Origin of the sequence: Pseudomonas kielensis, assembly GCF_014236655.1 — a bacterium.
Lineage (GTDB): Bacteria > Pseudomonadota > Gammaproteobacteria > Pseudomonadales > Pseudomonadaceae > Aquipseudomonas > Aquipseudomonas kielensis.
Genome location: NZ_JACMYG010000023.1, coordinates 1 through 12,435 on the forward strand (window position 1 = coordinate 1; position 12,435 = coordinate 12,435).

Annotated in this window: 15 protein-coding genes; 11 read left to right on the forward strand and 4 right to left on the reverse strand. The window is 60.1% G+C overall.

Going from position 1 to position 12,435, the window contains the following annotated elements; genetic code table 11:
• From H7995_RS19515 to H7995_RS19525, 3 genes are all read left to right on the forward strand, one after another.
• Window positions 1-1,021 (forward strand): TGS domain-containing protein (locus H7995_RS19515; RefSeq protein ID WP_185818751.1); only part of this gene is annotated, 1,021 nt, incomplete at its 5' end.
• 95 nt (window positions 1,022-1,116) lie between these two features.
• On the forward strand, window positions 1,117-1,950 hold the full coding sequence (gene mazG, locus H7995_RS19520; protein ID WP_166589112.1) for a nucleoside triphosphate pyrophosphohydrolase: 834 nt from the start codon (window positions 1,117-1,119) through the stop codon (window positions 1,948-1,950).
• Window positions 1,951-1,974: 24 nt separating this feature from the next.
• Window positions 1,975-2,517, forward strand: a complete 543-nt coding sequence (locus tag H7995_RS19525; RefSeq protein WP_166589111.1) for a DUF2058 domain-containing protein — start codon at window positions 1,975-1,977, stop codon at window positions 2,515-2,517.
• A gap of 66 nt (window positions 2,518-2,583) precedes the next feature.
• Here H7995_RS19525 and H7995_RS19530 read toward each other — a convergent pair whose 3' ends face one another.
• Window positions 2,584-2,772 carry a hypothetical protein gene (locus H7995_RS19530; protein WP_185818752.1) on the reverse strand — a complete coding sequence of 63 codons (189 nt, stop codon included), beginning with the start codon at window positions 2,770-2,772 and terminating at the stop codon, window positions 2,584-2,586.
• 258 nt (window positions 2,773-3,030) lie between these two features.
• On the opposite strand from H7995_RS19530, the gene H7995_RS19535 reads away from it, so the two are divergent.
• Genes H7995_RS19535 through H7995_RS19550 form a run of 4 tightly spaced genes read left to right on the forward strand, consistent with a single transcriptional unit; the run spans window position 3,031 to window position 5,361 of the window.
• Window positions 3,031-3,588, forward strand: a complete 558-nt coding sequence (locus H7995_RS19535) for a MarR family winged helix-turn-helix transcriptional regulator (RefSeq protein ID WP_178117360.1) — start codon at window positions 3,031-3,033, stop codon at window positions 3,586-3,588.
• 60 nt (window positions 3,589-3,648) lie between these two features.
• The gene (locus H7995_RS19540) at window positions 3,649-4,302 is read left to right on the forward strand and encodes a peroxiredoxin-like family protein (RefSeq protein ID WP_185818753.1); all 654 of its coding nucleotides are present in this window, start codon (window positions 3,649-3,651) and stop codon (window positions 4,300-4,302) included.
• On the forward strand, window positions 4,274-5,008 hold the full coding sequence (locus H7995_RS19545; protein ID WP_206684665.1) for a helix-turn-helix transcriptional regulator: 735 nt from the start codon (window positions 4,274-4,276) through the stop codon (window positions 5,006-5,008). The genes H7995_RS19540 and H7995_RS19545 overlap by 29 nt, the downstream gene beginning before the upstream one ends.
• A gap of 44 nt (window positions 5,009-5,052) precedes the next feature.
• The gene (locus H7995_RS19550) at window positions 5,053-5,361 is read left to right on the forward strand and encodes an antibiotic biosynthesis monooxygenase family protein (protein WP_166589108.1); all 309 of its coding nucleotides are present in this window, start codon (window positions 5,053-5,055) and stop codon (window positions 5,359-5,361) included.
• Between the two features lie 265 nt (window positions 5,362-5,626).
• On the opposite strand, the gene H7995_RS19555 is transcribed toward H7995_RS19550, so the two are convergent.
• The 3 genes from H7995_RS19555 to purM are packed head-to-tail and all read right to left on the reverse strand — an operon-like array spanning window position 5,627 to window position 8,057.
• On the reverse strand, window positions 5,627-6,340 hold the full coding sequence (locus H7995_RS19555; RefSeq protein WP_166589107.1) for a DUF3108 domain-containing protein: 714 nt from the start codon (window positions 6,338-6,340) through the stop codon (window positions 5,627-5,629).
• Between the two features lie 8 nt (window positions 6,341-6,348).
• Window positions 6,349-6,999 carry a phosphoribosylglycinamide formyltransferase gene (gene purN, locus H7995_RS19560; protein ID WP_182341863.1) on the reverse strand — a complete coding sequence of 217 codons (651 nt, stop codon included), beginning with the start codon at window positions 6,997-6,999 and terminating at the stop codon, window positions 6,349-6,351.
• A complete protein-coding gene (purM, locus tag H7995_RS19565) occupies window positions 6,999-8,057 on the reverse strand; it encodes a phosphoribosylformylglycinamidine cyclo-ligase (protein ID WP_095170344.1) in 1,059 nt (352 codons plus the stop codon). The genes purN and purM overlap by 1 nt, the downstream gene beginning before the upstream one ends.
• A gap of 386 nt (window positions 8,058-8,443) precedes the next feature.
• Between purM and H7995_RS19570 the strand changes: the two genes are divergently transcribed.
• From H7995_RS19570 to H7995_RS19585, 4 genes are all read left to right on the forward strand, one after another.
• A complete protein-coding gene (locus H7995_RS19570) occupies window positions 8,444-9,484 on the forward strand; it encodes a DUF2066 domain-containing protein (protein ID WP_182341860.1) in 1,041 nt (346 codons plus the stop codon).
• A gap of 34 nt (window positions 9,485-9,518) precedes the next feature.
• Entirely contained in the window at window positions 9,519-10,592 is a 1,074-nt protein-coding gene (locus tag H7995_RS19575; RefSeq protein ID WP_166589104.1) for an AI-2E family transporter, read from the forward strand.
• A gap of 146 nt (window positions 10,593-10,738) precedes the next feature.
• A complete protein-coding gene (gene hda / locus H7995_RS19580) occupies window positions 10,739-11,443 on the forward strand; it encodes a DnaA regulatory inactivator Hda (RefSeq protein ID WP_008033543.1) in 705 nt (234 codons plus the stop codon).
• Window positions 11,444-11,656: 213 nt separating this feature from the next.
• Window positions 11,657-12,280 carry a C40 family peptidase gene (locus tag H7995_RS19585; RefSeq protein ID WP_095170341.1) on the forward strand — a complete coding sequence of 208 codons (624 nt, stop codon included), beginning with the start codon at window positions 11,657-11,659 and terminating at the stop codon, window positions 12,278-12,280.
• The last annotated feature ends 155 nt before the right edge of the window (window positions 12,281-12,435 follow it).

The window sequence follows — 12,435 nt, forward strand, 5'->3', positions numbered from 1 at the left end:
GGTCGATATCGAGCCGGACCGGGTGTACATCTTCACCCCCGACGGCCATGCCATCGACCTGCCCAAGGGCGCGACGCCGCTGGATTTTGCCTATCGCGTGCACACCGAGATCGGCCACAACTGCCGTGGCGCAAAGATCAACGGGCGCATCGTACCGCTCAACTACAGCCTGCAGACCGGTGAACAGGTCGAGATCATCACCAGCAAGCACGGCACCCCGAGCCGCGACTGGCTGAACCCGAACCTGGGCTACATCACCACCTCGCGGGCCCGGGCCAAGATTGTCCACTGGTTCAAGTTGCAGGCCCGCGACCAGAACGTCGCAGCGGGCAGGACCTTGCTCGAGCGCGAGCTCAGTCGCCTTGGCTTGCCCCAGGTGGATTTCGAGAAGCTGGCCGACAAGGCCAACATGAAAACCGCCGAGGACATGTTCGCAGCCTTGGGCGCGGGCGATCTGCGCCTGGCCCAACTGGTCAACCTGGCGCAGCAACTGGTGGAGCCGGAACGCGGCAACGAACAGTTGGAACTGATCCCGCGCAAGGCCACCGGCTACAAGCCTGGCAAGCGCGGCGACATTCAGATCCAGGGCGTGGGCAACCTGATGACGCAGATGGCCGGCTGCTGCCAGCCATTGCCGGGCGACGCGATCGTCGGTTACATCACCCAGGGCCGCGGTGTCAGCATTCACCGCCAGGACTGTGCTTCGGTGCTGCAACTGGGTGGGCGCGAACCCGAGCGGATCATCCAGGTCAGCTGGGGCCCGGTGCCGGTGCTGACCTATCCGGTGGACATCATCATCCGTGCCTACGACCGATCCGGTCTGCTGCGTGACGTCTCGCAAGTGCTGCTCAACGAGCGGATCAACGTGCTGGCGGTCAACACCCGCTCGAACAAAGAGGACAACACGGCGTTGATGTCCCTGACCATCGAGATTCCGGGGTTGGACGCTTTGGGGCGGCTGCTGGGGCGGATTTCCCAGTTGCCGAACATCATTGAGACCCGGCGTAACCGCACCCCGTGAAACGGTGGGCGCGAGCCTGCTGGCGATGACGATTTACCAGATACACCGTCATCGCCAGCAGGCTCGCTCCCCCAGGGTCCAGTAGAGTTTGATCAATGTATTCACTTGAAGACCTGCTCCACCTCATGGCCCGTCTGCGCGACCCGCAGTACGGCTGTCCGTGGGATATCAAGCAAACCTACGCCAGCATCGTCCCGCACACCCTGGAGGAGGCCTACGAAGTGGCTGACGCCATCGAGCGCGGCGACTTTGATCACTTGCAGGGTGAGTTGGGCGACTTGCTGTTCCAGGTGGTGTACTACAGCCAGTTGGCCCGGGAGGAGGGGCGTTTCGAATTCGCCGGCGTCATCGACAGCATCACCCGCAAGCTGATTCGCCGGCATCCCCACGTGTTCCCCACCGGCGAGCTGTACGCGCCGCTGGATGTCCCGCGTCTTGACGAGGAACAGGTCAAGCAGCGCTGGGAGCAGATCAAGGCCGAAGAACGGGCCGAGCAGTCTCAGGCGCCCGAGCAGTTGTCCTTGCTCGATGATGTGCCCAGTGCTCTGCCGGCATTGTCCCGTTCGGCCAAGTTGCAAAAACGTGCCGGGCAGGTGGGGTTCGATTGGCCGCACGCGTTGCCCGTGCTCGACAAGGTGCGTGAAGAACTCGATGAAGTGCTTGAGGCCATGGCCGATAACGACAAGGCGGCGATCAGTGACGAGATCGGCGACCTGTTGTTTTCCGTGGTCAATCTGGCGCGGCACCTCAAGGTCGACCCGGAAACCGCGCTGCGCGGGGCCAATGCCAAGTTTGAGCGACGTTTCCGATTTATCGAACAGGCATTGCGCGACACCCACCGACCCATGGAAAATTGCACCCTCGAAGAGTTGGACGCCTTGTGGGGCGAAGCCAAACGTCAGGAAAAGAATTTGCCCAGCTGCGGTTGAGCAGTTGCCTAAGTGAGTAAGCACATGAGCATTTCCCTTCGCGACCAGTTGCTCAAAGCAGGGCTGGTCAACCAAAAGCAGGCCAAGCAGGTCGGCAAAGAAAAACAGAAGCAACAACGCCTGGCCCACAAAGGCCAGATCGAGCTCGACGACAGCCAGCAGCGCCTGGCGCAGGAAGCCATGGCCGAGAAGGTCAAGCGCGACCAGGAGCTCAACCGCCAGCAGCAGGAGAAGGCCGAGCAGAAGGCCCGCGCCGCGCAGATCAAGCAACTGATCGAAGTCTCGCGCCTGCCCAAGCTCAACACCGAGGACTACTACAACTTCGTTGACGACAAGAAGGTTAAGCGCCTGTCGGTCAACACCCTGATGCGCAACAAGCTCAGCAGCGGTTCCCTGGCCATCGTGCACCACGCCGGCGGCTACGAAGTAATCCCGCGTGAGGCGGCACTGAAGATCCAGGAGCGCGATCCGCAGCGCATCGTGCAGATGAACGTGCAGACCGAAGAGGTCAATGCCGAGGACGATCCATACGCGGCCTATCAGATTCCTGATGATCTGATGTGGTAATACGTTGACCGCGTCACCCACGACAAACCCCGCTCATGGCGGGGTTTGTCGTTTTCGAGACTGAGATTACGCGCGACGCACTTCGCGTTGCTGTTCCTGTGTTTCCAGTTCCAGACGATAGCTGTGGGCGTCGCTTTCAGAGTGAAACATCCCCTCCAGCAAGTCTTGTTGATGCACATCCCAGATGCGGATACCGGCGGCTACGCCTTCGTGGGACATGTGTGAGTCGTCGCGTTCTGTCACTTTAACGGTCATCGGCTAGCTCCAATCCTGATTGATCTGCAGCAAGGCGTGTGCAGGCCTTTGTTATAGGGTTTGATAGCTTGCTAAGTAAATCGGCAGAATCGGTAACGGTCTGTTGCAGGAATTGAGAAAATCCTGCAGCCCGTGCAGGGCGTGACATTCAGTCGCAGGCGGGAAAGTTTCATGACAGAAGTTTCATGAGCGAAGTGTCGCCTGGCACAGAGATCCCATGCTGTCAGGCACGGGGTTTTTCTTTATGGGCTTCTTAACGTGAGCATTGATTTATTAAGGCGCCAAGATAAACTGCGCCTTATGAATATTCTTGAAAGTAAGCACCACGTCATGCTCAGCGAGCTTGCGCATGCTGCGCCTGAACAAAGGGACAGCGTAAAACTGTGCTTTGAGCTGCTGTCGGCGGCGACCGCCATCAACCGAGCCTGTGCTGTCAGGCTGGCCCGGCACAGCCTTTCGGAAGGGCGTTTCGTCATCTTGTTGACCCTCAAACAAGCCGGGGGGCGCTTGTCTCCGTTGGAGTTGGCGACTCGGTTGTCGATCACCACTGGAACAGTCACCGGACTGCTCGACGGTTTGCAGCGCGATGGTTTTATCAAGCGCAAGCCGGATCCGGTGGACCGCCGCAAGCTGATCATCCTGCTCACGGCCCCAGGCCGGGAAGTGGTGGATGAGGCGTTTACCGCACACACCGAATGGATCACTGCAATCGTCCAGGGCTTGAGCCAGGAACTGCGCGACACATTGTCTGAAGCGATTCACGCTATTTCGGCAAGCCAGGCTTTGGCTGCCGAAGGGCAGGCTCAAGGATCGTAATCGTTCCTGAAGTCACTCGGTCGATACCCATCTTCCCCGTCAATGCGAAAGGAGCAACACATGTCACTCAAGGAAAAACTGCGAGCCGCCAAGGCGCAAATGGCGCTACAACTGCCAGCCCAGGTCTCACACGTGTTCGCGGCATCGTTGCAGGGGTTGATCGATAAGCAACTGGCTGACAAAGCGCTCACCGTCAATGACAAGGCGCCTTTGGCGGTGCTCAAGGACAGTGACGGGCAGGCCGTGGATCTGCGCCAGTTGCTGGATGCCGGGCCGTTGGTGCTGGTGTTCTATCGAGGGCTGTGGTGTCCCTTCTGCAATCTGGCGCTGAACGCCTATCAACAGATTGCAGGTGATCTGGCCGAGCGCGGAGCGACGCTGGTTGCCGTGTCTGCCCAGACGCCGGAGTATTCCCTGAAGACGCGCGAAGCCTTGGGCATCAAGTACCTGTTGCTGAGCGATCATGAGAATCAGTTGGCCCGCCAATACGGAATCGTATTCACACTGGAAGATGAGCTTGCCCAGGTGTACCGATCATTGGGTGCCGACCTGCAGGACTTCAATGGATCCAGCGCGCTCACGCTGCCCATGGCCAGTGCATTTGTCATCACACAGGATGGCTTGATCAGCCACGCGTTCATCAACGTCGACTATTCCGAGCGCGTAGAACCGCTGGCGTTGCTGGATGCCGTATCGAGCCACAGTGGTGCGTAAAGCGGATCGCCTGTTTCAGCTCGTCAATCTGATTCGTGTTCATCAACCCATTTCAGCGGATCGGTTGGCGAGCCGCATTGGCGTATCCGTTCGTTCAATCTATCGCTACATCGACGACCTCTCTCTCAGTGGTATTCCAATCTATGGAACCGCTGGCGTCGGTTATGCCCTGGATGCCGACTATGAGATGCCCGCGCTGACCTTGACCCGGCTTGAGTTGAACGCACTGATGCTGGGCGTGGAAATGCTGACAGCCAGCGCCGATAACGATCTGGGGGCAGCGGCCAGGACGCTCTTGAGCAAAGTCTCTGCAACTATCGTGCATCACCAGATCGAGCCCGGCCTGGCGAAAGTCAGGGCGCTGGGCGCTGTACCACCTGCAACGCGCCGACATCTCGCAACCTTGCGCAAGGCCATTGAGGGTACGCAGGCGTTGTCGATGACGTACACCCGACTGGATGGAGTGGTATCTCACCGAGTGGTATTTGCGCTCGGCCTGTTCTATTGGGGAGGAAAATGGACGGTTGGCTGTTGGTGTTGTGCTCGGGAGGGTTACCGAGATTTTCGGGTTGATCGCATAACGGCTCTTGCCGCTTCCCAGCAGCCCTTGCCTGACAAGGCTGCCTTTGATTTGCAGGCGTACATGAGGCATCAGGCCAATCAGTGGAAGTTGCTCACGGCAACTGACACGACGCTGTCAGTATGAGGTGCTGATAATCATGGCTCCCTTACATATAGAAGAGCCTATCGATGCTGCCCTTATCTCATGTGCTAGAGCTGGCGATTTTCAAAGTGAAACCGCAGTACGTTGCCCAAGTGCCACGGCTTCGCGCCGCGCTTCGCGAAACATTGAAGAGTTTTCCAGGCTTGATCGAGTACCGTGCCTACTGCCCCATGGGTGATGATCGGGTCTTCGCGGACCTGGCAACCTGGAGCAGTCTTGAACACGCGCAAAAAGTGGCGCTGGCTTTTAGTGGTGGTGATCCGCGGTTTTGCGAGTACATGGAGGCCATTGAAGAGCTCTCGTTCATGAGCCACCTGGCTCCGGAGGCGAACTGACCCTCTAACGTCCTTCGCTGGACTGCTTCCCGGCCGTGACCATTGCATGGGCATGGTTGCATCAGTAATGCGATGAGCAAGAACAATCGACTTGGGTTCAAGTAGGAGAGTTCTTGCTTGGGGCTTTTATGGGGAGGGGCGAGAAATGATGAGGTGGATGGGCGCAGGACAACCCTGCGCGATCCGTGGGGCCCCGTGATTGAGAGGCCATTTTTTGAACGTAAAAAAAGCCCCGCTTTCGCGAGGCTTTTGGGTGTTTCCAGGCTTAGCTGCCCTTGACCGGTTTGCCGTTGACGGTGCCGTCCAGGAGCATGATGTTGTACTCCTTGCCGTCGGTTTCGACCTGTTGCAGGCGAACCAGCAGGTAGTCCCAGTCCTTGGCGAACCACATCACGGTGATGCGTTTGCTTTGTGTCGGGTCGCGTACGCGCTCCACCTTGATCGCGTCGATCTGGCCGGCCTTGGTGTCGACTTTCTCGGAGCCCAGGACGCGGAAGTCGTAGGTATCGACTTCGCCGTCATCGACCACCTGGTAGCTCATGCTCTTCTTGCCGGCGGCAACATCGTGCTGCAGGGCGAGCTGGTAGGTGGATTTGTCGACCATGCCGCGGTTGAGCGGGATCTTGACCGGGTCACCGCGATCGGTGCCGGTGACCATCTTGGTGGTCCAGTCGAAATCCAGGTCAGCCTTCTTGGCCTTGCCCAGGCCGCCACGCTCGAAGTGATACGACTGCGGCAGCAGGGTGTCCTTGTCGAGTGTCAGGGTGCTTTCTTCGGTCAGGCTGGCAATCATCATGGAGGCCTTGAAGCTGAGCTTCCAGGCGCCATTGGCTTGTTTGGCCAGGCTGCGTTCGGCGGTGCCGCTCATCGGCAGCTGTTTCCAGTCGGCGGTGTAGCTGGCGGAGAACGGTTGAAGGTCTGCAGCCTGCGCGAGTGGCAGGGCGAACAGAGCGCAAGCGAAGAGCAGGGCGCGACGCATAATATCTCCTAGTTACGAATCAAGTGACCGCTGGCCTCGAGCAACTGGCCATCCAGTAAAGCACCTTCTTCGCCAAGGCTCAGGCGGCCCTCGGCAAACCAGCGAACAGCCATCGGATAAATCTGGTGCTCGCGCACATGTACGCGTTGCGCCAGACTTTGCGGCGAATCATGCAACTCTACCGGTATTACTGCCTGTACGACCAGTGGGCCGCCGTCGAGTTCCTCGGTAACGAAGTGCACGCTGCATCCGTGTTCAGTGTCGCCGGCCTCCAGCGCTCGCTGATGAGTATGTAACCCTTTGTATTTGGGTAGCAGCGAAGGGTGGATATTGAGCAGGCGGCCCTGATAGTGGCGCACGAAATCCGCGCTGAGAATGCGCATGAAACCGGCCAGTACCACCAGCTTGGGTTGGAATGCATCGATCAGTTCGATCAAGGCGGCATCGAAGGCCTCGCGGCCTTCGAACGCCTTGTGATCCAGGGTGCGGGTGTCGATACCCGCGTCCCTGGCGCGCTGAAGGCCGTAGGCATCGGCGCGGTTCGAGATCACGGCGCGGATGCGGACAGGGTTGTCCGCATGCTGTGCGTCGTCGATCAAGGCCTGCAAGTTACTGCCGGTGCCGGACAACAGCACCACCACATCACAGGTCTTGGACATCAATGAGCCTTGAGGTTCTTCAGTTCAACCTGGGCCGCGCCTTCGGCAGCGGTGGAGATCTGACCGATGACCCAAGGCTGCTCGCCGGCTTCACGCAGCACGTTCAGCGCGGTTTCAACGTGCTCTTGAGCGACGCAGATGACCATGCCCACGCCGCAGTTCAGCACGCGGTGCATTTCGTTTTCGTCGACGTTGCCTTGCTCTTGCAGCCAGTCGAACACGGCAGGACGGGTCCAGCTCGCAACGTCAACCACGGCTTGAGCGCCTTTAGGCAGAACGCGTGGGATGTTGTCCAGCAGGCCACCACCGGTGATGTGGGCCATGGCTTTTACGGCGCCGGTGTCCTTGATCAGCTTGAGCAGCGGCTTGACGTAGATGCGGGTCGGGGCCATCAGCAGGTCGGTCAGCGGCTTGCCGTCGAGCTCGATGTTCTCGATATCGGCACCGGAGACTTCGATGATCTTGCGGATCAGCGAGTAGCCGTTGGAGTGCGGGCCGGACGAAGGCAGGGCGAGCAGGGCGTCGCCGGCGGCCACTTTCGAGCCGTCGATGATCTCGGCTTTCTCGACCACGCCGACGCAGAAGCCAGCCAGGTCGTAGTCTTCGCCTTCGTACATGCCAGGCATTTCAGCGGTTTCGCCGCCGACCAGGGAGCAGCCGGACAGTTCGCAGCCAGCGCCGATGCCAGTGACCACCTGGGTGGCGGTTTCGACGTTGAGCTTGCCGGTGGCGTAGTAGTCCAGGAAGAACAGCGGTTCGGCGCCGCATACCACCAGGTCGTTAACGCACATGGCCACCAGGTCGATGCCGATGCTGTCGTGCTTGTTCAGGTTCAGTGCCAGGCGCAGTTTGGTGCCAACACCGTCGGTGCCGGAAACCAGTACAGGCTGCTTGTAGCCGGCCGGGATTTCGCAGAGGGCGCCGAAACCGCCCAGGCCGCCCATGACTTCCGGGCGCGCAGTGCGCTTGGCGACGCTCTTGATGCGTTCGACCAATGCTTCACCGGCGTCGATGTCTACACCGGCGTCCTTGTAGCTCAGGGAGGGTTGCTTGCTCATGATCCAGGCCTTTAGGGGGGATTCAGGGGTAACGACCGAGTCTGGCGGGAAGGCTGAAAGCGTCCTGGCGGGAGTGCCGCGCAAAACATTTCAGAGCTCCCGGCCATTGCCGGTCTGCGAAGGCGCGCGATTTTATCAGGCTTGAGGGGCAGCGGCCATCCTCGGGCCGACGGGCAGGGGCATATCGGCAAAAAAAAGCAAAAAATGCCGGCGCTGGTGACCTCGCGCGTCGCTGTATAAGGTAGAGCCGTTTACCGTCTATGGTTATGACGGAGTCAAAACTTCCAGTGATCGCGTGAATATTTTGCCGGGGCGTGTGGTCACAGTCCTGTTCAAGTTGATTCATGCGGTGTGTTCCAGCCGCTCTCTGTCGTCGGGAATCTTCCATGCGTCTGTGTAAATTGCTGTTTGCCGGTGTGTTGTCAGTGCTCAGCCTGGCCAGTCAGGCCCAAACCGTCAAAGGTCTCTATCAGGTGCGCGAGCCGGTCAGTAACCAGACCCCGCAAGAGCGCGACCAGGCCACCCAGCGCGCGCTCGATACCCTGGTGTTGCGCCTGACCGGAGATCCCAAGGCCCTGCAAAGCCCCGGCCTGGCCGCCCTGCGCAAGGATCCGCAACAAATCATCAGTCAGTACGGCTACGATGCCGGGCCGCCGGAAAGCCTGCAGGTCGAATTCGACCCGGCGAGCACCGATCGCGCGTTGCGCCAGGCCGGGTTGGCTTTGTGGGGCGCCAATCGGCCATCGATCCTGGGGTGGTGGCTCAACGACTCCACCGAAGGTTCGAACCTGGTGGGCGACGGCCAGTCCAGTGCCGAGCCCTTGCGCCGTGCGGCCCAGCATCGTGGGTTACCCTTGCGCCTGCCACTGGCCGACCTGAGCGAGCAACTGGTCGCCACCGCGCCCAATCTGGAAGGTAACGATTCCACCCCGTTGCGCAGTGCCTCCGAGCGATACGGCGCCGATGGCCTGCTGGCGGTGCATGCGCGTGAAGAGGGCGGTTCATGGCAGGCCAAGTGGCATCTGTGGCTGGGAGACCAGCATGAGCAGGGCAGCGTGCAGGGGGCGGACAGTGCGGCGGTCGCCGACGCGGTGTTGCTGGCCGTGAGTGAGCGCCTGGCGCCGCGCTTTGCTTCCAAGCCGGGGGCGTCCGGCGAGCAGTTGCTTGAGGTGCAGGGCATGAACCTTGAGCGTTATGCCGCGCTGGGGCGCTTGCTGGAGCCCTTTGGTGCTCGCTTGCAGCGGGTGGTGGGTGACCGGATCGTGTATCGGGTCAATGGCAGCAGCGAGCAACTGCGTGCCCAGTTGAGCCTGGCCAAGTTGCAAGAGGTGCCCGTAACGGCGCCCGCGCCACTGCCGCCAGGCGCCGAGGGCACGCCTGCGGCAGTGACGGCGGCACCCAAGGCGCAATTGAGTTTTCGCTGGTAGTTTTTCTTTTCCTATATAGAAGCAGGAGTGGTACATGGCCGATTCGCGGCGTTGGGTTTGGCTGGGTGGGGTCGTCCTGCTGTGTCTGTTCATTTATCTGTTGCACCCGATCCTCACGCCGTTCCTGGTGGCGCTGGGGTTGGCGTACCTGTTCGATCCGATGGTCGACCGTCTGGAAAAGTACGGGCTCTCGCGGACCTGGGGCGTGGTGGCGGTGTTTGCCGTGTTCACCTTGATCGTCATGGCCTTGTTGCTGGTGCTGGTGCCGATGCTCGCCAAGCAGTTGTTTCGCCTGTACGAACTGGCCCCGCAGATGCTCGACTGGCTGCAGCACACCGCAATGCCGTGGGTGCAGGCCAAGTTGGGGCTGGCGGACGGCTTCTGGAAGTTCGACAAGGTCAAGGCCGCCATCAGTGAGCACATGGGGCAGACCACCGACATCGTCGGGGTGGTGCTGAGCCAGGCCACGGCGTCCAGCCTGGCGCTGATCGGGTTGCTGGCCAACCTGGTGTTGATCCCGGTGGTGAGCTTTTACCTGCTGCGCGATTGGGACGTGATGATGGCCAAGATCCGCAGCCTGCTGCCCCGTGACCGTGAGGCGCGGCTGGTGTCGTTGGCCGGCGAATGCCATGAGGTACTGGGCGCGTTTGTGCGCGGGCAGTTGTTGGTGATGCTGGCGTTGGGGGTGATCTATGCGGCGGGCCTGATGCTGATCGGCCTGGAGCTGGGGCTGTTGATCGGCCTGATTGCCGGTCTGGCGGCCATCGTGCCCTACATGGGCTTTGTGATCGGGATCGGCGCGGCGTTGATTGCCGGATTGTTCCAGTTTGGTGGCGACCTGTACCCGATGATCGGCATTGTCGCGGTATTCATGGTCGGCCAGGCCTTGGAAGGCATGGTGTTGACGCCATTGCTGGTGGGTGACCGGATTGGCCTGCACCCGGTGGCGGTGATCTTCGCGATCCTGGCCGGTGGCGAGTTGTTCGGCTTTACCGGGATCCTGCTGGCGTTGCCGGTGGCCGCGGTGATCATGGTGCTGGTGCGTCATGTGCAAGATTTGTACAAGGATTCGGGAATGTACAGTGGGGAACAGGGGCCCGAGGCGTGAGCGTGTCTGGCCCGATACTGGCAAGTTAACGCAAACCTTTGATTTTGCTTATGGTCTGCCGCATTGTGCGGCTGGCTTCACGGGTATAAACTTTGCAAACTTTACACAGAGGCCACTAACGGTTCCTTTGGAACTGTTCAGTCAGCATGAAACCGATTCAGCTGCCCCTAGGTGTGCGTCTGCGTGATGACGCCACCTTTATCAATTACTACCCTGGCGCCAACGCCGCTGCACTCGGCTATGTCGAACGCCTGTGCGAAGCCGACGCCGGCTGGACCGAAAGCCTGATCTATCTGTGGGGCAAGGACGGGGTAGGGCGCACGCACCTGTTGCAGGCGGCGTGCCTGCGTTTCGAGCAGTTGGGCGAGCCGGCGGTGTACCTGCCATTGGCCGAGTTGCTGGACCGAGGTATCGAGATCCTCGACAACCTTGAGCAGTACGAGCTGGTATGCCTGGATGACCTGCAGGCGGTCGCCGGGCGGGCGGACTGGGAAGAGGCGCTGTTCCATCTGTTCAATCGGCTGCGCGACAGTGGCCGGCGTTTGCTGATCGCGGCGTCGACTTCGCCGCGGGAGCTGCCGGTCAAGCTGGCCGACCTCAAATCCCGTTTGACCCTGGCGTTGATTTTCCAGATGCGTCCGTTGTCCGATGAGGACAAATTACGCGCCCTGCAACTGCGTGCCTCGCGCCGCGGTCTGCACCTGACCGACGAAGTCGGGCATTTTATCCTGACTCGCGGTACCCGCAGCATGAGTGCTCTGTTCGAGCTGCTTGAGCGCCTCGACCAGGCGTCCCTGCAGGCTCAGCGCAAGCTGACCATTCCCTTCCTCAAAGAAACCCTGGGCTGGTAAAACCGCGGCCTGTAGCGCGTTTCGGCAAATTTCAGGCGTCAGAAAACCCGCAGGCGAACGGCGTTCGACAGGCGTGCAGATTTAAATTGGGCTTAAGCGCTTAGATGGCCGGGCGAAACCGCAAAGTCACATTTAAATCGATTGAATTTGCAAATGAGGATGATAGAAGGCATAGTCTCGGCTTCTTTACACACATCAGCCACGGTCGTGCCCATGCTAAAGCGCTTCGCACCCCTCGTGCCTCTCGCACTCGTCACCCTGTTGTTTGGTTGCGCTGCACACTCCCCAGTGTCCCAGCAAGAGCCCCAGCAGCAGGTCAAGAACTCTGTTACCGCACAGTCTTCCGCTGTTTACCAGGAAGAACTGGCAACCGAAAAAGAGCTGGCCGCGTTTGCGGGCCGCAAGCCTTACCAGATGCCGGTTCTGGCCGACAGCATCCTCGAACGTGGCATGTCCCTGATCGGTACCCGTTACCGTTTTGGCGGTACCTCTGAAGCCGGTTTCGATTGCAGCGGTTTCATCGGCTACCTGTTTCGCGAAGAAGCCGGCATGAACCTGCCACGCTCCACCCGTGAAATGATCAACGTCGATGCGCCACTGGTTTCCCGTAGCAAGCTGGAGCCAGGCGACTTGCTGTTCTTCGCCACCAATGGTCGTCGCGGACGTGTCAGCCACGCCGGGATCTACCTGGGTGACAACCAGTTCATCCACTCCAGCAGCAGCCGCAGCGGCGGTGTCCGGGTCGATAGCCTGGGCGACAGCTACTGGAGCAAGACCTTCATCGAAGCCAAGCGCGCCCTCGCCATGGCCCCGACCACGGTCACTGCCCGCAAGTAAGCGGGCAGGCTGGCAACGGCGCTCCAGGCGAGCGCCCGCCAGCGAAAAAACTTCCTCCCCGGCAATACCCCTTCTTTTTGTAGTGCAAACTTAAAGTCTTACTTGAAGTTTGGCGCGTAGCAGCTAGAATCCTGATCTATTGTTGATCAACTAAC